At 69.8% G+C, this 24,174-nt stretch carries 27 protein-coding genes and 4 pseudogenes; 21 read left to right on the top strand and 10 right to left on the bottom strand.

The genetic code is table 11. The features are described 5' to 3' along the window. The first annotated feature begins 31 nt into the window (after positions 1-31). From ACIBAE_RS16325 to ACIBAE_RS16345, 5 genes and pseudogenes are all read left to right on the top strand, one after another. A pseudogene (locus ACIBAE_RS16325) lies at positions 32-715 on the top strand (transposase). A 272-nt stretch (positions 716-987) separates the two neighbouring features. After that, positions 988-1,368 carry a hypothetical protein gene (locus ACIBAE_RS16330; RefSeq protein WP_399285487.1) on the top strand — a complete coding sequence of 127 codons (381 nt, stop codon included), beginning with the start codon at positions 988-990 and terminating at the stop codon, positions 1,366-1,368. Between the two features lie 354 nt (positions 1,369-1,722). Further along, positions 1,723-2,009 (top strand): annotated as a pseudogene (locus ACIBAE_RS16335) (transposase); the annotation flags it as partial. Positions 2,010-2,128: 119 nt separating this feature from the next. Continuing rightward, positions 2,129-2,257: a hypothetical protein gene (locus ACIBAE_RS16340; protein ID WP_399285552.1), complete on the top strand. Its 129-nt coding sequence runs from the start codon at positions 2,129-2,131 to the stop codon at positions 2,255-2,257. Positions 2,258-2,586: 329 nt separating this feature from the next. After that, positions 2,587-2,787 carry a DUF1918 domain-containing protein gene (locus ACIBAE_RS16345; RefSeq protein WP_399285488.1) on the top strand — a complete coding sequence of 67 codons (201 nt, stop codon included), beginning with the start codon at positions 2,587-2,589 and terminating at the stop codon, positions 2,785-2,787. On the opposite strand, the gene ACIBAE_RS16350 is transcribed toward ACIBAE_RS16345, so the two are convergent. Next, entirely contained in the window at positions 2,760-3,026 is a 267-nt protein-coding gene (locus tag ACIBAE_RS16350) for a hypothetical protein (protein WP_399285489.1), read from the bottom strand. The two genes, ACIBAE_RS16345 and ACIBAE_RS16350, sit on opposite strands and share 28 nt — an antisense overlap. A 171-nt stretch (positions 3,027-3,197) precedes the next feature. Between ACIBAE_RS16350 and ACIBAE_RS16355 the strand changes: the two genes are divergently transcribed. Beyond that, complete coding sequence (locus tag ACIBAE_RS16355; protein WP_399285490.1) at positions 3,198-3,719, top strand: hypothetical protein; 522 nt, start codon at positions 3,198-3,200, stop codon at positions 3,717-3,719. Between the two features lie 206 nt (positions 3,720-3,925). Here the strand turns inward: ACIBAE_RS16355 and ACIBAE_RS16360 are convergent, their stop codons facing one another. Further along, positions 3,926-4,828 (bottom strand): NADP-dependent oxidoreductase, encoded by a 903-nt coding sequence (locus tag ACIBAE_RS16360; RefSeq protein WP_399285547.1) that lies wholly within the window; start codon positions 4,826-4,828, stop codon positions 3,926-3,928. 401 nt (positions 4,829-5,229) lie between these two features. Between ACIBAE_RS16360 and ACIBAE_RS16365 the strand changes: the two genes are divergently transcribed. The 10 genes from ACIBAE_RS16365 (at position 5,230) to ACIBAE_RS16410 (ending at position 11,170) form a co-directional block, all read left to right on the top strand. Then, positions 5,230-5,763: an RNA polymerase sigma factor gene (locus ACIBAE_RS16365; protein WP_399285491.1), complete on the top strand. Its 534-nt coding sequence runs from the start codon at positions 5,230-5,232 to the stop codon at positions 5,761-5,763. 1 nt (position 5,764) lies between these two features. Then, the gene (locus tag ACIBAE_RS16370; RefSeq protein ID WP_399285492.1) at positions 5,765-6,445 is read left to right on the top strand and encodes a hypothetical protein; all 681 of its coding nucleotides are present in this window, start codon (positions 5,765-5,767) and stop codon (positions 6,443-6,445) included. 113 nt (positions 6,446-6,558) lie between these two features. Then, the gene (locus ACIBAE_RS16375) at positions 6,559-7,335 is read left to right on the top strand and encodes a hypothetical protein (RefSeq protein WP_399285493.1); all 777 of its coding nucleotides are present in this window, start codon (positions 6,559-6,561) and stop codon (positions 7,333-7,335) included. Between the two features lie 11 nt (positions 7,336-7,346). Beyond that, complete coding sequence (locus ACIBAE_RS16380; RefSeq protein WP_399285494.1) at positions 7,347-7,931, top strand: hypothetical protein; 585 nt, start codon at positions 7,347-7,349, stop codon at positions 7,929-7,931. 2 nt (positions 7,932-7,933) lie between these two features. Further along, positions 7,934-8,314 carry a hypothetical protein gene (locus ACIBAE_RS16385; protein WP_399285495.1) on the top strand — a complete coding sequence of 127 codons (381 nt, stop codon included), beginning with the start codon at positions 7,934-7,936 and terminating at the stop codon, positions 8,312-8,314. 610 nt (positions 8,315-8,924) lie between these two features. Then, entirely contained in the window at positions 8,925-9,326 is a 402-nt protein-coding gene (locus ACIBAE_RS16390) for a hypothetical protein (protein WP_399285496.1), read from the top strand. Positions 9,327-9,468: 142 nt separating this feature from the next. After that, complete coding sequence (locus tag ACIBAE_RS16395) at positions 9,469-9,906, top strand: ATP-binding protein (RefSeq protein WP_399285548.1); 438 nt, start codon at positions 9,469-9,471, stop codon at positions 9,904-9,906. Positions 9,907-10,208: 302 nt separating this feature from the next. Next, positions 10,209-10,340 (top strand): hypothetical protein, encoded by a 132-nt coding sequence (locus tag ACIBAE_RS16400; protein WP_399285497.1) that lies wholly within the window; start codon positions 10,209-10,211, stop codon positions 10,338-10,340. Between the two features lie 283 nt (positions 10,341-10,623). Then, positions 10,624-10,764: a hypothetical protein gene (locus ACIBAE_RS16405; protein WP_399285498.1), complete on the top strand. Its 141-nt coding sequence runs from the start codon at positions 10,624-10,626 to the stop codon at positions 10,762-10,764. Between the two features lie 226 nt (positions 10,765-10,990). Then, complete coding sequence (locus ACIBAE_RS16410; RefSeq protein ID WP_399285499.1) at positions 10,991-11,170, top strand: DUF6207 family protein; 180 nt, start codon at positions 10,991-10,993, stop codon at positions 11,168-11,170. Here the strand turns inward: ACIBAE_RS16410 and ACIBAE_RS16415 are convergent. The 3 genes and pseudogenes from ACIBAE_RS16415 to ACIBAE_RS16425 form a co-directional block, all read right to left on the bottom strand. Further along, the gene (locus ACIBAE_RS16415; RefSeq protein ID WP_399285549.1) at positions 11,160-11,888 is read right to left on the bottom strand and encodes a hypothetical protein; all 729 of its coding nucleotides are present in this window, start codon (positions 11,886-11,888) and stop codon (positions 11,160-11,162) included. The genes ACIBAE_RS16410 and ACIBAE_RS16415 overlap by 11 nt on opposite strands. A gap of 754 nt (positions 11,889-12,642) precedes the next feature. Next, positions 12,643-13,390: pseudogene (locus ACIBAE_RS16420) on the bottom strand (IS110 family transposase); the annotation flags it as partial. 461 nt (positions 13,391-13,851) lie between these two features. Continuing rightward, a pseudogene (locus tag ACIBAE_RS16425) lies at positions 13,852-14,659 on the bottom strand (DDE-type integrase/transposase/recombinase). A gap of 450 nt (positions 14,660-15,109) precedes the next feature. Here ACIBAE_RS16425 and ACIBAE_RS16430 point away from each other — a divergent pair. Continuing rightward, complete coding sequence (locus tag ACIBAE_RS16430) at positions 15,110-15,550, top strand: VOC family protein (protein WP_399285500.1); 441 nt, start codon at positions 15,110-15,112, stop codon at positions 15,548-15,550. Positions 15,551-15,626: 76 nt separating this feature from the next. On the opposite strand, the gene ACIBAE_RS16435 is transcribed toward ACIBAE_RS16430, so the two are convergent. After that, positions 15,627-15,776, bottom strand: coding sequence for a hypothetical protein (locus ACIBAE_RS16435; RefSeq protein ID WP_399285501.1), 150 nt, complete (start codon positions 15,774-15,776; stop codon positions 15,627-15,629). A 7-nt stretch (positions 15,777-15,783) separates the two neighbouring features. Then, positions 15,784-16,694, bottom strand: a protein-coding gene (locus ACIBAE_RS16440; RefSeq protein WP_399285502.1) for an IS5 family transposase whose coding sequence is annotated in 2 segments (ribosomal slippage) — positions 15,784-16,355 and positions 16,355-16,694 — 912 coding nt in all. Because the reading frame shifts where the segments join, the coding sequence is not laid out codon by codon here. Positions 16,695-17,040: 346 nt separating this feature from the next. On the opposite strand from ACIBAE_RS16440, the gene ACIBAE_RS16445 reads away from it, so the two are divergent. From ACIBAE_RS16445 to ACIBAE_RS16460, 4 genes are all read left to right on the top strand, one after another. Continuing rightward, a complete protein-coding gene (locus ACIBAE_RS16445; RefSeq protein ID WP_399285503.1) occupies positions 17,041-17,949 on the top strand; it encodes an aspartyl/asparaginyl beta-hydroxylase domain-containing protein in 909 nt (302 codons plus the stop codon). After that, on the top strand, positions 17,946-18,860 hold the full coding sequence (locus tag ACIBAE_RS16450) for a hypothetical protein (protein WP_399285504.1): 915 nt from the start codon (positions 17,946-17,948) through the stop codon (positions 18,858-18,860). Before ACIBAE_RS16445 ends, ACIBAE_RS16450 begins: the two co-directional genes overlap by 4 nt. Next, positions 18,857-19,837, top strand: a complete 981-nt coding sequence (locus tag ACIBAE_RS16455) for an orotate phosphoribosyltransferase (protein WP_399285505.1) — start codon at positions 18,857-18,859, stop codon at positions 19,835-19,837. Before ACIBAE_RS16450 ends, ACIBAE_RS16455 begins: the two co-directional genes overlap by 4 nt. A gap of 89 nt (positions 19,838-19,926) precedes the next feature. Then, entirely contained in the window at positions 19,927-20,448 is a 522-nt protein-coding gene (locus ACIBAE_RS16460) for an HAD family hydrolase (protein ID WP_399285506.1), read from the top strand. A 246-nt stretch (positions 20,449-20,694) separates the two neighbouring features. Here the strand turns inward: ACIBAE_RS16460 and ACIBAE_RS16465 are convergent, their stop codons facing one another. The 3 genes from ACIBAE_RS16465 to tap all read right to left on the bottom strand — a co-directional run bounded on the left by ACIBAE_RS16465 (position 20,695) and on the right by tap (position 24,109). After that, positions 20,695-21,084 (bottom strand): hypothetical protein, encoded by a 390-nt coding sequence (locus ACIBAE_RS16465; protein WP_399285507.1) that lies wholly within the window; start codon positions 21,082-21,084, stop codon positions 20,695-20,697. A gap of 241 nt (positions 21,085-21,325) precedes the next feature. Continuing rightward, a complete protein-coding gene (tpg, locus tag ACIBAE_RS16470) occupies positions 21,326-21,883 on the bottom strand; it encodes a telomere-protecting terminal protein Tpg (RefSeq protein WP_399285508.1) in 558 nt (185 codons plus the stop codon). 6 nt (positions 21,884-21,889) lie between these two features. Next, positions 21,890-24,109 (bottom strand): telomere-associated protein Tap, encoded by a 2,220-nt coding sequence (tap, locus tag ACIBAE_RS16475; RefSeq protein WP_399285509.1) that lies wholly within the window; start codon positions 24,107-24,109, stop codon positions 21,890-21,892. Positions 24,110-24,174 lie beyond the last annotated feature (65 nt).

Consider the following 24,174-nt stretch of genomic DNA (forward strand, 5'->3'; position numbering starts at 1 on the left):
ACTGGTGGAATCGGCGGTCGTTGTACGGGGCGTGAGTGCTCGTCGTCCGTACCGCCGTGACGTGTCCGATGCCCGCTGGGCTCTGATCGAGCTGAACTTCACCGCCTGGCGGGCGAGACGGACAGGGGTCCGGCACGGCTGCTCGGGTGCACGACTTTCTACGCGACGGGACTCGCCGAGCGCACGGTCGAAAGACAGAGCCCTCTGCGGCTGTCGTGCACGCCCGGAGCGTCAAGGCCTCCAGCAACGTCGCCGAGACCAGCCAGGGCATCGACGCGGGCAAGAAGATTTGTCGGCCGCAGGCGGAGCATCGTCATCGGCACCGTCGGACTCCTCCTCGGGGTGCTGGCCACCGCGGCCGGCGTGCAGGATTCGATCGTCGGCGGCTCCTCGTCGAACGGGTCGCCGCCGAGCATCCCGCCATCCGCAGACCGGGTCGACGGCGGCTACCGCCAGCACCTCGTCGAGCACGCCGCCACCCTCGGCATCGACACGCACATCGTCCGCCACGACCCCACCGCCACGGGATTTCTCCGCTCCGCCCCGCCGATGGACCGTCGAGCGGACTCCGGGGGGACTCACGAACCACCGACGCCTGGCCCGCGACCATGAAGCCCACCCGCACCAGCTCGAAGCCATGATCCACCTCGCGGTGATCAACCTCATGACCCGCGGAGTCACCGCCGAATCCGCCCGGCATGGGGCCGGTGCGTGAACCATGCGCAACCAGGCAATCCGGGATGAAACCTCGGGATGAAACGCGTCAGAGTGATGCTCCATGAGACGGATCACGAGATCCTGCACGGCCGTGACGAGCACCTACGTAATCCTGTTCACTCTCCCGAAGTGGAGCGACACATGGCACCTGAAGAGCCGCTTCGCCGAGAGGAGCGAAGAGCGCATGTCCAGCCTCAACCCGCAGAACCCTGGAATCCATCGCGCCCCGGTGCCGGGGACGGGGTCCCTTCGTGGGGCCGCCGACTCACCATGCCTTGTCCCGAGTGCGGCCTGGCCACCCACCGCCACCGCACCCTCGACTTCGACGGCGTGACTACCTACCGGGCCAACGCCGGCCCGGATCCCACCCGCATCGACGGCGCCTCCGGCGAACCGGCAGGCGACAAAATGTGGATCGCACTGGTACCCGGCGACTTCCCGGCCCGGTACTTCGCCGACGACGAGATCTACCACCTGGCCGGCGGCATCGCCTGGCCCGGCCAGCACCACCGCGACTACGGCACCGCCAAGATCGCCCACCACGCCTGCTGCACCGGCCGACACGAAACCCGACCCGACAGCAGTACCGGCGCCGCCGAACTCTGGCAGGCCATGCGTCTCCGCAGATCCCGCTCCCGGCAGATCCCTTGAATGCCCGTAACACGCGGCAGGTCAACCGTCTGTACGGCGGGCACCGGGCGGCCGCGAAGGCCTTGTGCGGAGTTCCAGGGGCGGCCCGCCGCGGCGGGGCCCGCCGGCACCGGTGAAGCTCCGGAATGGACGCGCGGATGGACCGGCTCGCCGGCGGGGACTTCTCCGGCTGCACCCCACGGATGACCTGCCCGGGTGCAACCCGGCCGGAGAAGAAGCCGCGTGAGCTGTCACGTCCATTACTCCGACCGGGCCCGCGCGCAGCGCGCGGCGATGAAGCCCCCGGTGCGCGATGCGCTGGATGCCGGGATGCGGCGGCTGACCGCTGCCCCCGTACGGGCTCCGCTCGACCCCGGCCCCCGGCGGCCGCTGATCGATCTCGCGCTCGCTCCCGAACACCGCCGCGGTCACGGAGCTCTGTACGGCCGGCTCAACCAGGGCGGGATCGACGGCGGTCGCACGTCCTGGACAGCGCTGCTGGACGCGGTCCGCCTGGAGCCCGGCGCCGACGTCGCCGCGGTGACCACGGCGCAGATCCGTAGATCGTCGAGCGGCTCGTCGCCCCCGGCCAGTGGCAGGCAGGCGACCCGGAGACCCTGGTCGTGCTGGACGCCGGATACGACGCACCCCGCATCGCACACCACGGCGGTCCGTACCGTACGAGTCCTCCGGGCCGGTGCCCTGGCGGCAGGGGAATCGCGGGCCGCTCATTCGATTCACCGTGCCGACCTGCGGTCAAGCCTCGCTGGAGCCTCTGGCCGTGGGTAGTGGGGAAGGCGAGGACACGCTGGTTCCGCAGATCCGCGAGATGCCGGCCGCCGGACGTGACGAGGAGGAGGTCTTCGTCGAACTGGCCGCGCGCACGGCAATGGGTATGCCTGCGCGTTGAGGTGACAGTGGGGCCGGACCACTGCCGTGCACAGGCTGCCGCCGCCGGCAAGGGATCTCACATGCGGCCGTGAGCTGAGCCCTCTCCCGGTCTTACGTCCATCTCGTGCAGACGGAGGAGTGGTTCCTCAGCCTCCGGTGAGACCGCTCGTGGCAGGGGAGAGGGCGTATCTGCTCCCATCATCCAGGCGGTGACCGTCGTCCCCGCCATCCACGTCCGACCAAGAGAATCGCCGCCTGATGACCTTTCACATCCCTGCTATCGCTGTGTGATTAAGTCGTCGCAGCTGGCCGCCGGTCAGCTTTTTCCCAGCGAGAGGAGCGGGTGAGATGCAGGCCAGTACGGGAGACCGCCTTGTGGTTCACGGCCGCACGGTCGGTCAGCAGGATCACGTAGTGGAGATCGTCGAGGTGCTGGGCCCGGACGGCACGCCCCCGTACCGCGTACGAGCCAAGGACGGACACGAGACAATCATGAGTCCCGGTCCCGACTCCGTCATCGATCACCGGAAAGCCGCCGACCGGGCCTGAGAGCTTCCACGCCACACCGCCGTCCCGCTCTCCTGGGGCGACAGCACAGCTCCGATGATCGCCGCCATGCGGTCGGCCGCGACGGCCTTGCCTGATCGTTCTCCGTCACCCTTGGGGTCGTCGGGATGGGCGAGGAGGGACTCCTCGGCCGCCCAGCCGCCGGCGACAACGGGAGTGGCGCCGCGGTTGCTGACGGCTGCGAGTTCGAGGGCGTCGTCGATGGGGCTGGGCGTGTCCACCTCGTCGAGGTGGCCTTCATGGACGAGGGTGAGACGCGTCCGGCCAAACCCGTATCTCGATCTGTCGCGGCGGCCCGGCGCTGCCCGACAGACAGTAGCGGGGCGCCGGCCGGGGCCGGGGTGGCCCGTTCCTGCCTCGCCGTCTCCGGCGGGCGGATAGTTTCCCGCTGTATGAGCGCACACCGAGCATCCCCGAACGAGCCGTGGCCCGGCTGGTCGACCAGCCGGGCGGCTCAGGCCGCGTACGGAGAGCACCTGGTCCGCATCGGCCGGCTCGTCCCGTTCCTGCTGTACATGCATGTCCTGGACCGTCAGCACCTCGCGGCCGCACACAACGCCCGCCGCCCGGAGCTCGTCGACTTCCAGGTACGTGTCCAGTCTCTGGAGTGCCGGGACGACCTGCTGGACACCGCGGCCGTCCTGGACGTGCTCGCCCTGTGCCACGATCACGGCAGCTACCTGCCGCGCCCCTACCAGGAGACCCGCGACCCGGCACCGGTGGACGCCGAGTTGCGTACCGACGCGTCCGACATCGCCGAGCGGCTCGTGCGCCACGACCGGCAGCACGGGACCAGCACCACCGGCGGCATCCCGCCGGCCCTGGAGGACGGCTGCACGGAAGCCGAGCGGGACGCGGTCCGCGCCTACGCCCGCCGGGAGTGGATCAAGGCCCAGGAGCGGCCCGACATCTGACGCGCCCGACGCCGCGCATACCGCCACCGAACTCGTCTCGGCCGGTCGTCGCCGACAGCGGCTCGGAACAGCGGATGTACGCACGACAGCGCACCTCGAACAGTCGCGCCGGGGGGTGTGCCGCGCCAGGATCGACGCCGCAAGCCCGCCGGATGAGATGACTTGCTCACAGGGCGAGCCGGGTCACGCATGGTCACGCGCCCGCGTCAGTCGACCAGCAGCACGAGCTTTCCGCGCACGTGGCCGTTCTCGCTGACGCGGTGCGCCTGCGCGATCTCGGCGAGCGGGAAGGTCTGGGCGACCGGGAGCGAGAAGCGTCCGGCCTCGATCAGGTGGCCGATCTCGGCGAGTGCGTGAAGCGCGCGGCCGGCGTCCCCGCGGCTGAACGCCACCCCGTGCTCCTGCGCGCCGGCGAAGTCGGCAACCGTCACGACGTGCTGTGGGCCGCCGGCGAGCTCGACGAGTTCGGGCAACACACCGCTTCCGGCGACGTCGAGCGCCCTGTCGACGCCGTCGGGCACGAGCGCGCGGACCCGCTCGACCAGACCCTCGCCGTAGGCGACGGGCTCGGCGCCCAGCGAGCGCAGGTACGCGTGGTTCGCCGGACTGGCGGTGCCGATCACGCGCGCGCCCCGCACCACGGCGAGCTGCACCGCGGCGCTCCCGACGCTGCCGGAGGCGCCGTTGATGAGCACCGTGCTGCCGCCGGCGACGCCGAGCTGGTCGAGCGCTCGGGTGGCCGTCTCGACGGCGGCCGGCAGCGTGGCGGCTCCGGGGAAGTCCAGGGACGGCGGGATCAGCGCGTAGTGGTCCAGCACCGCGAGCTCGGCCTGGGCCGCCCCCGCTGCGGAAGCGCCGAACACGCGGTCGCCGACAGCCACGTCCGTAACGCCCTCGCCAAGCTCGTCGACGACGCCCGCCGCCTCGTGGCCCAGGGTCTGCGGGAGCTCCTCGTCCATCAGGCCCTTGCGCTTTTTCCAGTCACTCGGGTTGAGACCGGCCGCGCGCACCGCGATGCGGACCTGGCCGGGCCCCGGATGCGGATCGGGGAGGTCCACGATTTTCAGGACCTCAGGGCCCCCGAACCGGCTGAAACGGACTGCCTTCATCATTCGCTCCGATCTGGACCAAGGAGGTGTCGTGCTTGCCGCATGCTCGACAGCAGTGAGGCTGTCCCGTCCGCGATGAACGCCGTGCGTCGCGGACGGTGTTCGTTTCAGCTCATTGTGGCGTGTCGACGATCCCGCCAGACGAGCTGCCCGCCAGGAGAGCTGCCCGGTAGGCGCCCAGTGGCCGTTCGGTCCTGGCGGCGCCTGGTGCTTTCGGCCCCGCACCTGGCCATCGGTACAGCCATGAACGTCACGTACGTGATCGTGGACGGCTGGCCGGCCCCGGCGGCTCGTGACCGGCTCGACCCGCTCGTGCGCGATCGGCGTGTGCGTCAAACGTTCTGGGCTGCTCCCGCGTCATAGGAGCAGTGTGGAAATACTCGGCGTGCGACGGAGAGGAAATGCCGGTGCGGATCAGGAGATCTGCGAGGGCGGCCGTGGATCCGCTGGACGCGGCGCAGGCCGACAGGGTACGTGCGGTGCTGGCCCTCGGCGGGGTGCCGCAGGACGATCTTCAGGACGGGTTGCAGCAGGTGCGGCTCCGGCTTCTTGAGCGCCGGGCGCGCGGCGACGAACCACCGCGCGATGTGGGCGCCTGGGCCGCGGTGGTCGCCTCGAACCTGGCGGTGGACTGGCATCGCACGAAGCACCGGCAGGAGCGCGTCAGTGAACGGCTCACCCTGCTGAGCGCTCCGGACGCCGGTTTTCAGGACGGCCCTGAGAACCGCCTCCTCGGGCTGGCGGTGGCCGAGGCACTCGACGGGCTGCCGGACACCCAGCGGCAGGTACTCGTCCTGCGCTACTACGCGGACCTGTCGGTGCCGCAGATCGCCGCGGAGCTGGGAATTCCGGTCGGCACGGTCAAGAGCCGGCTGTTCGCGGCGGCGAAGCCGTTGCGCGAGCGCCTTCGAGTGGAAGCGGAAGAGGTGGCGTGAGGTGGAGAAGGACGAGTACCTGATGGCGGTACTGCTGAGCGAGCCCGCACCCGCGGCGGCCGGGGACGCGGCGAAACACGCCGCCGCGGAACGGGACATGGCCGAAGTGCGCGACCAGCTCCACCGGATCGGTGACGGGCTGGCGCGCGTGGCCGCCGGCCCGCCGGAGAAACCGGTTCGACGGCGGCGGCGCAGAGGGCTGCTGGTCCTGGCGGCATCCGTCGCCCTCGCGGTCCTCGGCACGGGCGGGTCCTATCTCGCCGCCCGTGTGGGAAGCCCGGATGACGGCGGCGCGGAGGCCAGACTCACCGAGCAGGCCCTGCTGGCGTGCTCCACCGCCATCGCCGAAGGAGTCGTCGCGAAGGTCGAACCACTCGGCGGCGAGGACAGGTTCAGGATCGTGCTCGACGTCGAGCACACGTACAAGCCGGGGACGGGGGAGGCGCGGCTGGCCTTCACCGCCGAGGGTGCGGAGACCAGGACGTACTACCGGATCGGAGCACGGATGCTGGTGGTGGTCTCCCGATTCCCCGAGGAAGGGCCTCAGACCTACCGCGCCGGCGACCCCGCCCCCCAGGAAGGCGAGTCCGATCGGGCGCGCGACGCCCTGGACTGGGGACGCGAATGGATCCGGGGAACGCTCCCGGTCGTGCGCGGGGAGAAGTGCCCCGGCGTCGGCTGACATGGCTTCACTGTGCATTGATCGTTGTGCGGAGCGTCACGCCCCTTTATTTTCCATTCCTGATCTTTATGGCATGTGCACGCCATAAAGGCCGTAAGGGGTGGGGGGTTGCCATGAAAGCGGGCAGAAACAGATCGACGTGGAAGGCCGCGGTCGCCGCAGCGGTCGCCGGCGCCGTCATCGGCGGGGGAGCGTGGGTCGTCTCAGGAGGGGAATCCGCGGCCCCGCGCCTCGACGCGCAGGCCGTACGCATCATGCACGGGCGCGAGACCCGCGTGTTCAAGAACCTGGAACAGCTGGTCGGTTCGACGCCCTACATCATCGAAGGGACGGTCACGGGCATCCAGCCGGGCCGGAGCACCGGCAGTGCGGAGGACGGCGGTATCGACCAGGCACGCGACGTCACGCTCTCCGTCGATGTGAAGTACGGAAAGATCGTGCTGCCGTCCACGCTCGTCGTCGAGGAATGGGGATGGGACGAGGAAGGCGCGGGTTACCAGGTGGAGAACGTGGCCTGGAGCAAGGTGGGCGACAAGGGCTTCTACTTCCTGATCAGGAGCCAGGAGGCCGGCGGACGCTATCGGCTGATCAACACGCAGGGGCGGGCCCTGAAGATGTCCGACGAGTCGCTCGACCTGTCGGCCGATCCCGATTCGGAACTGAGTGCCGGCATCAGCTGGATGGATTCGTTCGAGTTCGGCCAGAAGATCCGTTATCTGCTCCAACCGGCGAACAGTGACCAGTTGCAGACCGTCGAGGAGCCGCCGGTCGCTCCCAGCGCCTCCCAGGACGCGCCGGCGGTCGAGGACGGGACCGAAGAGCCTCTCCCCGACGACTCGGTCACCGACGGCTCGGAACCCGGCGCCTCGGCAATGCCCACCAGCGGATGATGCCGCCACTCGTGCCGCACGACGACCTCGGCCCCGCCCCCTGGGCCCTCTCCGACAGAAAGCGAACTCCCGTGCCGCGACGCTCCTCCCGGCTGACCATGGCCTTCGCCATGGCAGCGGCCCTCGCCCTGGCGATCCCCACCGTTGCCCACGCCGACCACGACGACAGCGGCACCGACCCGGATAACCGGAATCAGGCCGTCAAGGGCTTCAGCCTGACGACCAACGGCACCAACGCCATGAACCAGGGCAAGGCCGAACTCGAACGCAGCGTCATCACCACGTCCTGGGGCGGCGGCGACATCGAGGTCTACGACGGGAACTACGGCAACTCGGGATGGCACGGCCGCACGGACTGCACCGATTGGAACGCCCTGTGGACCTCGTGCGACATCATCCGCGTCCGGCTCAACACGTATCAGAGTAAGACCGCCTCGCAGTGGCGCAGCCTCGGCTGCCACGAATTCGGGCACACCGGCGACCTGGGGCACCGCAAGGGGTCGAACGACTCGGACAACAACTCCTGCATGCGCGTGGAGATCTGGCCGACCCACTACGACCAGCACGACCTCAACGCGATCAAGGCGGGAACCTGATCATGAGAAGGGGATTTCCCGTCGCCGCGCTGACCGGGGCGGTGCTCGCGCTGGGCACCACGGGGTTCCTCGTCCTCGGTGATTCCGACGCGGAGGAGTTCAGGGGTTCGGCGAAGGCCGCCACGTTCTGCCGGACGGCCGGACCGCTGGACCTGGAAAGGTCCGGGGAATTGAGTCCGCACGAGCGCACGCACATCATCGAGGACCTGAACAGCGGTCTCCCCGGAGGGGTCGCGGAAGACTTCGAGCGGCTCGTCGCCTGGTACGAGCACCCCGAGCCGGCGCACGAGGAGGCGGCCCGCCGGTCCAGTTACGCGGTCGGCGAGTTCATCGAGCTGGTCTGCGACGACGTCAACATCGGCGGCGTCAGGACATCCAGGTAGCCGGGCCGCCACCCGCCCTGCGACACCGCACACTCCCCGAGACGGGGCTCGGGTCCGCGCGCGATGTGCGTGAACCCGGGCCCCGTGGAGGCGGCCGCCAGGAGGTCCGGCCCGAGGCCGAAGTCACGGGCCGGGAGGAGGCCCTGGCGCGGGCAGCCCACCAGCACATCCGGTCACGTGCCAAGCGGCGGTCCACTGCCCACCCAGGGCGTCGAAGGCGCGCCGGGCGGCCTGGTCCCAGTCGCGTGGCGACCACCGGTCGCCGGTGGCGTGGTCCGCGGTGCGGATGGTGGAGCGGATCAGGCGGCGGAGGTGGAAGGGCCGCACAACGTACGGGTTTCGAGATGACTTCTGCCAACGGCGACCTGCGGAAACGTGATCACTCCCAGGCCGGTCGCAGAACTCTCCCAGATGAACATTTATGAGAATGACCGTGTGTGACGCACGGTCGGCGGCGAAGAGGTCCTGTCCCGTCCCACGGCACCTTGCCTCCGTCTCACCTGACCTCGTTCGGTGCGCACGCCAGAGACAACGTCACGTGAGACGGACTCAGGAATGAGCCTGGCGGACGCCTACCCCGTGCGACAACACGCTGCTAGATTCGCTCGCCATGCGATCACGTGAGTACGACATCGACTTCCGCGACAGGGCCCGGCGGATACGCGCCTGGGGTATCGGTCTGTTGGTTTTGGCGGCGCTCCAGTGGACATGGTGTGCCCTGTTACTACTCACGCCGTACGAGGTCGGTAAGAAGCCCGGCGACCCTTACCCCGCGGAGTGCGAGTCACGATTGTTGACCGAACGTGGTACGGCCAACAACGGCCTGCAAAGGGGTGATTGGTGTCAGGACGAGCGCGACTGGCCTGAAGTCCTGGCAGTGCTCGGGCTGTCCGTGCCGGTGTCGGTCGCTGGTGTGGCGCTCTTCACGAGTGGCAGTGTGAGTAGCCGGATGAGCGCCCACGCCGAGGCGATGCGCGAACTGGACAAGCTCGCCGACGCACGGAACGCGTAGCCCGCACGGGTTGGCCGCCGATTCGGGGGCATCGGCCGGAGCACCAGGGAGAGTCACGGGATCGTGAGACAGGGCCTCGCGCCGTCACCGTGAGACAGCAAAGAGGCCGCTGGCCAGCGAGTCGACCGCCCGGAATACCGTCCTGGAAACGCCCCGCGCCTTGCTCGTCGACGAGGCCCAGTGGCTCAACGGGGAGGTATTCGAATACTTCCGCTACCTGTGGGACGAACCCGCCACTCAGCTCGCGATCATCTTCGTCGGTGGCGCGGGCTGCCACACCGTGCTGCGCCGCGCACCTATGCTTTCCTCCCGCGTTTTCATCTGGCAGCACTTCGCCCGCCACACCCCCGGCGTGGTCATCGAGGTGATCCGGCTGTTCCACCCGGTCTGGGCCGACGCCGACGCCGACGCCGACCCCGACCCCGACGACATCACGTTCGCCGACAGCCACGCCGTGCACGGCAACGTCCGTGCCCGGGCTCAGCTGACCCGCCCACGCCCTTACCGCGCTCGCTCGCACAGAGGCAGGCCCCGGGCGGACCGGGAACTGCTGCGCTGGGCCTTCAGCCGCCTCGCATGACCGCCACCAGCCGCGTGTTGCCGCCCGTCGCACTGGTCTCGGACCGCTACGATCACGTCGCCCATACCCACACCGCCCTGGCAGCCCACGATCCCGCCGCCGGCGGATCACCCTGCCTCTCGGGCCGGGCGCCACCAGCGACACCGCTCTTGCTCACGACCTCCTCGTAGCCCTGGGTGAACCGCCGTTACTGCCAGGCCGCCTTCTCGCAGGCCGACAGCCCGCATGGGAATCGGGTCGGCGAGGCCGGTCCGCAGTGCTCAGACGCGCCGGAGGGCCGGCAGCACGCTCACCGGTGTTCTGTGCATGGAGCGCAGGCCTGGGTACACGTGCTCTGCGACGACCGGCCCACCACCGGCACCCTCGGACCGGGGGCCGGGGAGGAGTTCGCCACCGTCGTCCTGGCGCGAGTTGCCGTCGCCGGCTGGCAGTAGCTCCCCCGGTGGCGGGCCTCCTCCCGAAGAGCCGCCCGCGCCCGGGCCGCGTCAACGTCGGCCAGGGGCATCAGACCGTACCGAAGCCGGCGCGCGGGTGGCCTCCGCAGCGGGGCCGGGAAGGACCGACCCGTGCCGGACACGCCCCAGGCCCGGGAGCGGACACCCCCGTGGCCCGACTCGGTGGCGCGCGGGGTGACACGGATCCAACATCCACCACTGTCAGTGGTCCCCGGAAGGATGGAAGCGGGACTAAACCGCCCTCACGGGAACGCAGTTGACGATGGAGACAGCACGCACCACGAGACTGGCACCGAACAAGGAGTGGGCCGTCGGCGCCCGCATCGGCGGTGGCGGCTTCCGCGCCGTGTTCGAGGCGGAGAACACCGCCGGTGCGAAGGCGGCGGTGCGAAGGCGGCGGTGAAGCTCGTACCTAAGGCTCCGGGCACCGAGCGCGAGATGCTGTTCCCGAACGTCTGCCCCCGTACGCGCGGGGACGGTCCCTACGACCGTCGATGTCCCGGGAGCACAGCATGGTCTGCCCCGTACACGAGGAGACAGTCTCTCTCAACGCCAGGGAATCAGCGCCGGCGCTGCTTGAGCGGCGGTGGTGCCGGCGACGCGCGACAGGTGCTGGAGACCGCGCGGACGTGAATCCGATCAACGAGACGTACGTGAGCCGTCCGGGTCTGGTCGTGGTCGACGCCGCCGCTGCCGACGACGCCACCGCGCTCGTCTTCCAGCAGCCGCTCGCTGACCGTGCTTCGTGCGCCGGTGGCAGCGGTGAAGTGGAGTGGGGCGGTGCTCGGCGTGGGTGGGTCAGACGATGATCGGCACGGAGTTGGCGGGGTTGGTGGCCCAGCCGGTGACGATGGGCTTGTCGACGGTGGCGGGGGCGGGGAGCTTGAGTTCGGCGGGGTCGGGGTCCTCTTCGCTGACGGCGATGATGACGTTCTCGAACTCCTTGCCGGAATTGTTGTTGGTGGTCTTGGGGTTGATTCCGGCGTAGGCGGCGGTGGAGCCGGTGAGCTTGATGGGGTCTTCGCCACCCTGCCCGACGGGGGAGGCGACGCCGTCGGCGCCGGACCCGAAGGACACGCTGGGGGTGTTGATCTCCAGGTAGCAGGTGATGCCTGACTTGGCCTTGGCGGTGACGAGGTAGTAGCCGCCGGCCTGGGACTTCGAGGTGACTGTGAAGTCCAGGTCGTTGGTGCCGCAGGACTGCCCGTAGCCCTCCTTCTTGGCGTCGTCGGTGCCGGCGTCCTTGTCGGAGGAACCGCTGGAGCCGGAGCTCTTCGAGCCGCTGGAGCCGGAGCTCTTCGAGCCGCCGGAGCCGGAGCCGGAGCCGCTGGTGCTGGTGCTGGAGCCGTCCGTGGCGGCGCTGTCCCCGTTGCCACCGTTGCCGGCGGGTTCGGTGGAAGGGGAGGTCGCGGTGGCTGCGGCGTCGACATCGTCGGGGCTGCAGGCGGTGGCGGTGGCGGCGAGGGCCGTCACGGCCGCGGCGGCCAGAAAGAGGCGGGCGGAGCGGGCGGCGAGACGCGAACGCATCATGATCTCCAGCGGCTGTCGGTTGCGGTGTTTCCGTCTGACACCGATGACACTAGGGCCGAGCTGATCTTGAAATGATCCGGTAAATGTCCGGGTTCTGTCTCAGCAACTTCGGTTCAAAAAAACGACGTTGGACCGTAGTCCACCAGCTCAAAGGGGCACGTCCGGGACCGCGCGAGCCGCCGAGACACTGCGAGAGATCCAGCAACTCCCGCAACCGACGACAGCGGGACCGGCCAGGAAACCGGAGCACCCCGCTGCACGCCCGTACGGCTACATCCACCGCATCCCGACCTTGGAGAGCTGCTCGTGTCCAGGAGCGATCTGCGGATGGTGATTGCGGGGCGTCGGTAGCTTCGATGGCTACGGGGCGCGGGCGGGGGCGGGTGTCTGGCCTGCGGAATTGTCAGATGGTTGGTTGGGTGATCAGGCCGTGTCATTTACGCTGCGCACGATTCAGGTTCGGTGATCGTTGGTTGGCGACGGGGCTTGGGTGGGCCGGCCGCGTGGATCCGCGCAGGACCCGGCAGACGCCGCGCTCCGGGTTTCTTCGTCACGTACCGCTGCACGGTGCGCTGCGACGCCCCCAGCGTGGTGGCCATTTGCCGGGGGAGCCCTGGTGTGCGGCGGGGAGGAACCGCAGACGGGCCTCGATGCTCGAGGGAACGGGCCGGGTGCGTAACGATCCAGCCCAAGGTCCTTTCTCAGACAGGACCTAGACGAGTTATTCCGAACACGCCGTCAGCATTCGGAATAACTCGTCTAGGAGCGCGAGCATCTGCTTGCCGAGCGCATCCTCGACCAGCGTCGGCTGATGGGCCCGGTCGGCCCGGAACACATCCCGGAGCCGGTCGGCCTCGGCAGCGATGCGGCTTGCGGCCCGCCCGTTTCAGAGCGGCCTGGAGCTGGGGCAGATCAGTCGGACCGCACGGGCCTGCGTCAGGGCCATCTTGAGGATCTCGCGGGCCTCGGGGCGGCAGAGACCGTTCTTCCAGTACTCAAACGCGGTCAAGGCGGCTGGGTAGTACTCCCGCAGCAGGGAATGGAGCTGGTTGGAGATCTGCTGCCGGTTCCACGTGGCGTCCTGCTGAGCGCGGGCAGGGTCGGAGACGGCGCGGGCGAGGTCGCTGTCCTGCGGCAGCGGCCGGTGGACGTGCATGGCAGTGCGCAAAATGTTCTTCAGGACCAAGGTGTCGCCGGGGTCCGACTTCTTGCGCGAGACGGAGTGCCGGTCACGGTAGCGGGCGGCGGCCATCGGGTTGATCGCGAACACCTGTCGCTTGCCCGTCCGTAGCACTGCCACCAGTAGGCCGCGGGACGTCTCGATCGCGACCGGGATCGGATCCTCCTCGATGTCGCCGTACTCGGCGAGCAGGTCCAAGAGGATTCTGTAGCCGGCGGCGCGTCGGTGTGATGTGCCGCTTGGCCAGTAACTGGCCGCTGTCGTCGACCGGGGCGACGTCGTGCGTGCGTTCCGCCCAGTCGATGCCGCAGGAGAGCAACGTTCCTCCCCGATAGTGCAGTTCGTGCAGGTCACGAGCACATGCGGGCCACGCAGCGACCTAATCCCAGGACTCAGCGCGAGGGCCGGTCCGCCACCTCAGTAGCTTTTCGCGGCACCAGCTCATCCCACGGGCCTCGATCTGTGCGGGAGCTCAGATGGCTCGGGCAACATGAGAAGTCACCGTGCAATGGGCTCGCACCGCCAACTCCACGAGTGATCAAGCGGATGGTGTTGACGCTCGTCGGATGCGGGCGCCGCACGGTCTGCAACGAGACCTCTGCGGGTCAGGTATGCCAAGGACGTCCGCCCGGTGTCGACAGACGCCGAGACCATCCGCTTCGCGATGGCGGGTTAGCCGGGATATGCCGAGACGTACCGCTCTCACAGAAAGCCTCATGGGCCGCGTTGGGGAAAGGCCTCCACTCGACCCCGGCCACCTTAAATGCCGCTGACACCGGATCAGGTCCGGGGGACGCGGCTGGCGGGTGGTTTGCCTGCGAGCGCGGTCGGTCCGCGGTGGTGATCGCAGGCGCGCAGTCAGGTGGGGAAGGCGTCGCGTCGTTCCTGTTCCGTGCGGTAGGGGCAGGCGTAGGCCCATGCGTCGGCGAAGGTGCGGTTGAGGCGTTCGACCTTACCGTTGGTCTGCGGCCGGTAGGGCCTGGTTCATCTGTGGGTGATCCCGGCCGCTGCGAGGGTGTCGCGCCAGATGGGGGACTTGTAGCAGGCGCCGTTGTCGGTCAGGACGCGTTCGACGGTGATTCCGCGGGTGATGAAGTTTGCGTGGGCCCGCTGCCGGAATGCGGTGGCGGTCTCCTTCTTCTCGTCGGCGTGGCTTTCGCTGTATGCGAGGCGGGAGTGGTCGTCGACGGCGGTGTGGATGTAGCTGTAGCCGGTGCCGGAGCGGGTCTTGCGGCCCGTTCGGCGGCCCAGTGTCCTGTGGCCGCCGCCGTCGGGGACGTTGCCGAGTTCCTTGATGTCGACGTGGACCAGTTCGCCGGGGCGCTCGCGTTCGTAGAGGCGTATGTTCCGGCCGGTGGCTCGGTCGAGATGAGCGCGTCGGGCCAGTGATACGGACGGGAGGAGAGGTCCGTCATCCCGGCCTCGCACAGGGTCCGGTAGCGGCCGGTCCCCGCTGAGCGGTCGTCGGTGAGACCTGGTGTTCGGCGGCCCGGCGAAGCGGCCAGCCGTCCTCGACCACGCAGCGGGCCGGACGCAGGCGGCCGGTCTCGGTTCGGCTGGACGGTGACGTACCGGAGCTTGTTCCCACAGCTCCATCCAGCGCTGATCTGCATTCCCGTCCACGGATGCTCGGGCCCGCCGTGGATCAGCGCGGCCCCCAGCTCGCGTCGGCGCCGCGCGGCGGGGCCCGGACGGGGTACGGCGAGGGCGTGCGGCACGGGGAACTCCACCCGCCAAGGGTGACCCGGCACCGTGAATTAATCGGGGAGGCGCAATGCTCAAGCGCGCACGCTGCGAATCGTCGAGGGAGCATTGAAAAGCGGGGACGGTACGCTGCGGCCGATCGTCTTCATGGGAGCGGCCACCTGTGCCGCACTCACCCTCGGTGGTGGCGCCTGGCTCGCGGGTCTGCTGTAGCGGTGCTGAGGCGCGATCCAGTTTTTTCGGAGTTCGGCGGTCTGAGGATGTCGTGCCACCGGCTCTGTCCAAGGACATCAGCGGCTACCACCGGCCGCACGAGGAAGAAGGAGAAACCAGCATGGCGATTCAGCGGATGGACAACGTCGGCATCGTCGTCGAGGACATGGATGCAGCCATCGCGTTCTTCGTGGAACTCGGTATGGAGCTGGAGGGCAGGGCGGAGGTCGAGGGCCTCTTCGCCGACCGGTGCACCGGACTCGACGGCGTCCGCTGTGACATCGCGATGGTCCGGACCCCGGACGGTCACAGTCGGCTCGAGCTGGCGAAGTACCGCAGCCCCGCGGTGATCAGCGCCGGGCCGCGCAACCGGCCGCACAACATTCTGGGCACGCACCGCGTCATGTTCGCCGTCGACGACATCGAGGACACCGTTGCCCGCCTGCGCCCTCACGGCGCCGAACTCGTCGGCGAGATCGCCCGGTTCGAGGACAGCTATCTGCTCTGCTACGTTCGCGGCCCGGAGGGCATCATCGTCGGGCTGGCCGAGCAACTGCGCTGAGAAGGAGAAACCGACCGATCAGCCTGCGCCCCCGGGATACCGGCCGCCTGTTGGCGTGCGCCACCGGCCGACAGCGTCACGGGCGATATCGGCCGGTGGCTGCCACCACCAGCTCGTGCTCCACCAGCGTGACATCCCGCGTGCCCCACCCGGCGGAGAACGACCACCCCGTCCACGGATGACCGTGCCGGGCGGCGGTGAGCATGCCCGCGACCGGGCTGCTCACGTCCGGGCTAGGTCCTGTCTGACAAAGGTCCTTGGGTGGGTTCTCGGAGCCAGAGGATGAGTGAGGCCAGGTGGACTCCGGCCCGGTAGCGGTCGGCGAGTTTGTCGAAGCGGGTGGCGATCGCGCGGAACTGCTTGAGACGGCCGAAGCAGCGTTCGACGACGTTGCGGGCTTTGTAGAGCTCGCGGTCGAAGGCCGGCGGTCTGCCGCCGGCCCGGCCGCGCCTCCGGCGGTTCGCTTTCCGGTCGGCCCGCTCGGGGATCACGGTGCGGATGCCCCGCCCGCGCAGGGCCTGCCGGATCGCCGGTGACGAGTACGCCTTGTCCGCCAGGACCATGTCAGGTCTGCGGCGGGGACGCCCGGCACCGGTCCGGGGCACTCGCAGCTCGCCCATGACGGTGTCGAAGACGGTGGAGTCGTTGACGTTGCCCGGCGTGACGACGACGGCCAGGGGCAGGCCCCGGCCGTCGCAGGCAAGATGAACCTTGGTGGTCGGCCCGCCGCGGGACCGGCCGAGCGCCTGGCGAGCCGCCGCGCGTGCCGGATCTTCCAGTTCGTCCCCCTCCGGTGCCCCCTTTTGCGGGCACCGGCGGCGTGCTGGTGAGCCCGGCTGACCGTGGAGTCGACCGAGACGGTCCACTCCACTGCCCCGACGGAGTCGTCGCGGACCTGGACACGCTCCAGCAGCCGGGCCCAAGTGCCGTCCGTCTCCCAGCGGGCGAACCGCTCATAGACCGTCTGCCACGGCCCGTAGCGCTCCGGCAGATCACGCCACGGAGCACCCGTGCGCAACCGCCACAACACCCCGTTGATCACCTGTCGGTGATCACGCCACGGCCGGCCACGGCCATCAACACCAGGCAGCAACGACGCTATCCGCTGCCACGCTGCATCCGTCAGCTCACCACGACCCACCACAAGATCAATTATCGGACAGGACCTAGCCCATGCGCCGGTGCTGCTTGGCCACCCGGAACAGGTACGCCTCGTGGGCCGTCCCGCGCTGGGAGAGCAGGTAGGCGAGCGGGTGCTGTTCGGCGCTGGTGTCCACGGTCACGGCGGCTTTCCCTTCGCGAGCACACGGGACACCAGTCTTCCGGCTGCGCAGGGGCGGGGGAAGGGCGCCGGGCCCGGTCCGCAACCCAGCGCAACGGGCGGCAACCGGCAGCAACGCCGCTGCTCTGTGCCCTGGGCGGCGGGCGCGGTGTGGTGTGTCCCGGCGGTCCGTCCGGGCCCCGCAGCACCGAGGTGAGGGGAGAGACGTATGGGGACGACGATGTTCGCCGCGACGGCGGCCACCGAGGAGATCAGCAGCCCGGGGCCGGATCTGCTCGGGCAGGTGGCGAGGTTGGCGGACCTGGACGAGGCGCTGGTGGAGCGGATGCGGGCAGAGGCGCTCGGGGCGCCGACGCGGGGGAAGGTCGCGTACGGCGAGTACCAGTCCGGCGGCTGGTGGACCGCCTCGCTGATGAACCACTCCCCGGACGGGGACCCGCACGACGTCGTGATCGGGGATGGCCGGCCCCGCCCGACCACCCTCCTTAACCGCATGCCCGTCACCAAGGACTTCCTGGCGGGACTGGGGCTGGACTTCATGTACGTACGCCTCGCCCGTCTGGAGCCGCACTCCTACCTGTGGGAGCACCGCGACTACGCGGAGCTGAACGAGCGCGGCCGCCACCGCCTGCACATCCCCCTCGTCACCAACCCCTCCGCCGTTCTCGTGACGGCCGGGGCCCGGGTGCACATGGCGGCCGGCTCGCTGTGGCGGCTGACGCCCTCACAGGCTCACGGGGTCCGCAACGCCACCGGACCCGACCGGCTGCACCTGATCGCCGACGTCTACACCGACGACACCTACCGCGAGCTCGCCGCCCGGCCGCATCTGCGCGCCGGGGACGCGGTCCGGCTGCCGGTGCTGACGTCCGCCGACCGCGGCCGGCTGATGGAGTGGGCCAAAGAGCTGGCCTCGCTTGGGTTCGTCTCCTCCGCCGAGCAGGTCCTGCTGCGGGCGTACTACGCCTACGCGCTCCCCGAGGGCGGGGCCTACGACCTGATCACCGAACTGCACACCAACCGCGGGGCCGACCTGGAGGCCACCCGATGGACGGAAGCCAAGCGCCACCTGCTCGCCCGCACCTCTTCCTCTCTCGCAGGAGGGAAGGCCGAATGACCACGACAACACCCCCGGCGCCGCTGGCGCCGCTGGAGGAACTGGCCTACGCCCACCGGCCCTCGCAGCTGACGGTGCTCGCCGATCTTGTGCAGACGCTGTCCGATGTTCCGGCGGTGACGCAGCTGCTCGTGCGGGACTCCCCGGCGACTGGGACGGCGGACCGGCTGTCCGACGTCGACCTGGTCGTCGCCGTACGGGACGAGCGGCTGCTGGCGCTGATGGGAAGTCTGGACGCGGTGATGTCCACCGAGTTCGGCACGCTGCTGCCCGGCTGGCGCGACACCATCGTCGGCGACCTGGGCGGCGCGGGCTTCGTCTACCTGCTGCCCCACGACGGGCACCTGCTCCAGCTCGACCTCTACCTGTGCCCGGACAGCAAAGTGGACGCGCTGCGCCGCCGGATCGGCCCACGCCTGCTCTGGCAGGAGACCCCCACCGACGCCGGCCCGTGCCCGGACGCGGGGGCCCGGGTGGAGACGGCGGCGGAGCTCGCCCGTACGGCGGCCGCGCCGGCTACCTGTTCGACGCTGCTGGTGCAGGCGATGGTCCTGCACGCGATGCTCCGCAAACGCGTCCTGCGCGGGCAGGAGTACATCGCCTACGGGCTCCTTCACCAGCTGCACGAAACGTGCCGGGACGTGATCCGCACCGCCCTGGTCCCGCACTCCCGCCACCACGGCTGGTACCACCTGCCCGACGAAGTGGGCCGCACGACGATCGGCCGCGAATGCCTCGCGGAACTGACCGACGCTCTGAGCGGCCCGCCGGTGCCCACCGTCGCCCAGGCGGACCAGGCGCTGGAACGGATCCTGCGCCTGACCGGACGGGTCGCCCCGCACGCGGTCGCCGCCCTGTCCGACGAAGTCACCGCCTACCGCGCCTACCAGTACCAGGAGGGACCGGCATGACCCGCCCCACGCGTACCGCGGCGCTGTTCGCCGGCGTCGTCGCCCGCCCCGGCGAAGAACACCTTGCCCTGGCCGCCGGGGTCGCCCTGGGCGCGGCTGGCTACGGGCTGCGGCACGGCGGCTACAACGGCCTGATGGAAGCCGCCGCCCAGGGCGCCGCCCCCCACGGAGTGCCGGTCACCGCGATCACCCTGGCCGACCGACCGGACTGGGGGCCGTTCAACCCTCACGTCACCGACGCCGTGTACGCGCCGACGATGGGGGATCGCCTGCATGCCTATCTCGACGACGTGGACATGGTCGTGGTCATGGGTGGCGGGGTCGGCACCCTGCATGAGGTGACCGCCGCCCTGTACTACGCGACGACGATCCGCCCTGTCCCGGTCCGTCTGCTGGGTCAGGCCGCCCGCCGACTCTGCACCTTCCTCCGTGACGAGCAGTGGTTCGTGGAGGGCCCGACCGCCCCCTGGGGTTCCTCGCCGACCTCCCCGACGTCGCCGCGCTGGAGAAGGACCTGGCCAACCTCACTGCCGGGAGCCCGCGATGACGGCCCCGACGACGTCCTCCGTCCTCGCGGACCGGATCAGCGCCGCGTTCCGTCCCGGTCCCTACCAGCTCCCGACGGGCGCACTCTCGACTCCTACTTCGCCCCCTACCGGCTGGCCGCCGACCCGCTGCTGCTCAAGGAGACCGCGGCCGCGCTCGCCGGTCTGCTGCCCCCGGACACCGAGGTAGTGGCCCGTCCGGCGCTCGCGGCGATCCCGCTCGTGACCGCGGTGTCCCTGCACACCGGCCTGCCCGCGGTCTACGTACGGGCCGCGCCGAAGGAGCACGGGACGTGGCGGCAGATCGAGGGCGCCGACCTGGAGGGTCGTCGCACCGTCCTGATCGACGACACCGCCCGCAGCGAAACGAGTCTGCTGCGCGGAGCCAGGCTGCTGCGGATCGCGGGCGCCCGCGTCACCACGGGGCTCTGAGTCCTGGACCGCGAGGCCGGGGCCACCACCCTGCTCACCGAGCACCGGATGACCTTGTCCGCGCTGCTCACCGACCCCGGAGGTATCCGGTGATCCGGCAAGCCGTGCTCTTCGACCTCGACGGCGTCCTCCTCGACAGCGGCCCGGCTGTACGCACTGCCCTCGCGGCGGTCGCGACCTGCGCGACCGGCCGCCCCACCACCCCGGCGGATCTTCCGCCCGGCGCCCTGCACCGCCCCCGCGCCGAGGTTCTGAACCTTCTCGGTGTCACCGACCCAGACGACGCCTGCGGCCGGTGGTGGGACGGCGCACTCGCCGCCGCACTGCCCACTGGGTTCCCCGGCGTGCCCACCGGGCTGCTGGCCCTGCGCGCCGTCAACGTCGCGCTCGGGGTCGTCACCCTCCAGGACCGCGACCGCCTGCCCTGGTACCTGCCACCCGCCCTCATCGACCTGCTGGACGTCGTGATCACCCGGCAGGACGCACCCGCGAAACCGGCCCCCGACGGCCTGCACGCCGCCCTGACCCGCCTCGACGTCCAGCCCAAGCAGGCGCTGTTCGTCGGGGACAGCCCCGGCGACATGACGGCTGCCCGCGCCGCCGGCGTCTGACAAATCCGTTAGTGATCACTAGATGAGTGACGTGCTGACCTGGGTGTCTAGTGATCATAAGGAAATCCCACCCCGATCACTACATTCCAAGACGATCACTGAATCCGCACTCCAGAGGCCCTCCGGCTTCTGCGCCTTCACGGGAACCCCAGCTCGGAGACGCACCACACCACAGCAGAAATCTCGAAATGATCACTAGACACCCAGGTCAGCACGTCACTCATCTAGTGATCACTAACGGATTTGTCAGTCGTCGAAGGCGAGGCCGAAGACCCGGGGGGTGTTCTCCTCGAAGAAGTGAGCGGTGTCAGCCTTCACATCCACGATGGCGTTCGGGCCCGGGAAGCCAGCCGTGTGCTTGAACCCGTTGCGCAGTTCGGTCAGGCGCTTGATCCCGTACTGCCCCTGCAGTTCCACACCGTCAGGGAAGTTACTGGGGTGCAGGCCCTCGAAGAACCGTTTGATGAACCCGTCCCGGTCCTTCACCACGGCGCCCAGATGTTCGGCCGTGACGATGAGGAACAGCTCCACAGCGTCGTGGAAGGTCAGCACCGAGGTGAAGGAAAGCGGCTCGGGAAGGAGCGACTGCTCGACGCCCTGGCGGTGCAGCAGCCTGATGAAGGCCAGGTTCTTCATGTTCTGAGGCGAGATCGGCTTGCTGATGTCGGCGCTCCTTGCTGTGAGAGGGCTGGCGTTCCAGAGGGATTCTGGTCCGCAATGGCCCCTCAGCGCCTCCGGTTTCATCTGTCGCAAGCGCCCTCCCGCATCGAACCCGCCGCTCGGCCGACGGTTAGGTGCGGCGCACCGCCGAGGCGCAACTCCGGTGAGCACGGCCCGATCCCCGGACAGGGTGGTACGCGACGTGTTCAGGGCGCGCCTACAGGTCGAACTCGAGGTGCTCGATGCCGGTGAAGCGGACCTCCTCCAGTTGGCCGGCGCGGCGGCCGTTGTCCTGGAAGTACGCCTCCTTGAGTGCTTCTGCGGCGATCTGCTGGAGTTGCCGGTCGGTGGCGCCTTGCTCCTGGGCGTCAAAGAGGCGGGCGGCGTAGCGGGGCGGCAGCGCGACGGTCAGGTGCCGGAGGCGGTCCTCGTCCGTCGTGCCGATCGGTGCGGCATAGCCGATCCGGGCGCGGGTGTCGATGACGATGCCGCCGGTCGTCGCCGCCCTCTGCCGGGCCTTCGCCCGGATCTGCGGCTGCCACCGGGCCTTCACCTCACGCTCCAGGCGCGCGGCGAGGTCGAGGCGGGGCTTTTTGATCTGGTCTTTGACGTACCGCTCGACGGTGCGCTGGGAGATGCGCAGCATCTGGGCTACCGCCTTGGTGCCCTTGAGCTGCTTGACCAGGTAGCGCATCTGCGCGCCCGCATTCTTGGGTGCCGGGCGGGTGAACGCCTTCTGCACCGCGGCGTCCAGGCCGTCCCCGAACATGCTCATCGCGGTCTACTCTCCGGTGTCCTGGTCGGTGACGGTGCCGTCCTTGATGTACCGGGCGAGGTTGAGCTCCGGGGCGTTGAACTGCTCGCGCACGCCCTCGCCCCACAGCACGCTCTGGGTGCCCTCATGCTTGACCAGCCCAGGGTTCACGCCGAGCTTGAAGCCGCCGGGCAGCGGCTTGCCGTCACGGTAGGGCAGGAAGTCCAGCGGCGACGGCCCGTCGGACGCGTAGACGGCGCAGTCCGAGAGGACCGCGACCGGGTACTGCCCGGTGAACGCCGCGTGCTTGACGATCTTGCGGTGCATGTTGATCCGCGTGCGGGAGATGACTGCGGCGCGGATGTCCGGGCGCCACGTCGGGCGGGCAAGGGCCCGCCACGACTGCCCGGGCTTCCAGCCCTCCCCGCGCGGGCGCTCACGCAGCTTGCCGATGCCGCCCTTCACCGTCGCCTTGACCGCGGACACCACGATCGCCAGTTGGGGGTCACGCTGCCGGTAGCCGTCCATCGCTGCGAGGAACTCCGCCGGCGACAGGTCGGCGCCCACTCCAAGGTCGGCCATTGTGGCGAGGTACGCGTCGCGCAGCCGGTTGTACCAGCCGTCCAGGTAACGCCCGTTGTCGTAACGCACCCACGCCTCGACCGGGCGCACCTCGTAGCCCAGCTCGACCGCGTACGCGACGGTGGGCGTGGCGTACCACGCCGGGCCCTCCGGCCGCTCGCCCTTCGGCGTGAACGGGCTCGGCAGCAGACTGTCCTCCAGGTCCACCCACGTGTCCTTGGCGCCCTTCACCCTGGACAGGTCGATATGGGACAGGTCGACCAGCCAGGAGCCGGGCAGTTTCGCGTCGAAGGCGGGGTTCTTGACGTGCGTCGGCGCACCGAGCCCGACGATCAGCCCGTTGGCGCCGGCGGCGAAGGCCATGTTCACGTCGATGCCCACCAGGTGGGGGCGAAGGCATTCGGCGTCGGTGAGCGGGCGCGCCCAGTCGTACGCCTCCTCCACCAGAACCTCCGCCGGAGTGCGGTGGTGGAAACGCGGCAGGCCGGCGAGCAGCGGGTGGCCGTCGGGGGCCTCGCACGGTGCGCAGTCCACCGGGTCTTTGCCCAGCGAGCCGGGGTTGTGCTCGGAGTGCCGCTTGCCCGTCTCGTCGGGTTCGGAGGCGCGGGTGGGCGGGTGCAGCGCGGTCATCAGCTCCAGGCCCGTGACGGCGGTGGAGCCGCGCGGCGTCATCACCCGGGTCGCATACGTACCGAGCAGCTGGGCGAGTTCGGCCGGCGGAAGCTGGGCGGCATCGGCCCAGTGCCGGGTGTCCAGCGCGTCCCACGACGGAATACACAACTGTAGGCAGGCCCGCTCTGAGCCCTGCGCGGGGCGGTAGATCCGCGTCCAGGGCCCGAAGCCGCGCTTCGTCAGCTGCCAGTTGGCGCGGGCCAGTTGCTTGATGGCCTTGTGGCCCTCCGGGATCCGCCCGGCCAGGCGCTCCTCCTTGGTGAGCGTGACCGGCAGGCCGTAATGCTCCAGCGCAGCCTCCGTGAGTACGAGCAGCGGATCGCCGTCCTTGCCCGGCCCGGACAGCTTCGGCTGACCGAGCCGCCCCTCGCTCAGTGTCCACTCCACCAGGGCCGCAATCGACTTCGCCGGTACGTCCAGGACCAGGCCGCCGACGCAGTACGCCAGCACCTGGCCGTCGGCGACGTCGACGACCGCGAGCGGCCCGTTCTCGAACCGCGCATCGGCGCCACCGGCTGGGCTGCCGGCGGGGGAGGTCCTGCGCGGGGGCGGCCGACGCGATGTCGGCCTGGTCGTGGCCACCGGATGCGGCACAGCGGCGGGGCGCAGCGCGGTGTCCTCGGAAACAGGCTCCGGGGTCCGGTCTGCGGGTTCGGTGCGAGCTTTGGCCGGTTCAGCGACCGATGGCGCAGGAATGGCCGAGACGGCAGGCGTCTCGGGGACCGCCGTGTCCTTGGAGGGCACCGGGGCGTTGGCGGGGTAGAGCTGGGCGAGTTGCTTGAGCATGCGGGCGTATGCGTCGCGCTCCGGCGGCCTGGGCTCGGTCTTGCCGGCCTCCCAGCCGCTGACCGTCGCACGCCGCACCTGCAGTGCGGCGGCCACCTCATCCAGCGTCAGACCGTGCGCCTGGCGCAGCCGTTTGCGTTCCGCCGGGGGCGGCAGCGTGGAGCGGGACGAGACCAGCGCGTCGACCGCGTCGAACAGCTCGGACATACAGAACCTCCTGCCTCAGACTCTAGCGCGAAACGCACCTTTCGCGTACTAAACACGTACGGGAA

Source organism: Streptomyces sp. NPDC051569, assembly GCF_044454085.1.
Classification (GTDB): Bacteria; Actinomycetota; Actinomycetes; order Streptomycetales; family Streptomycetaceae; genus Streptomyces.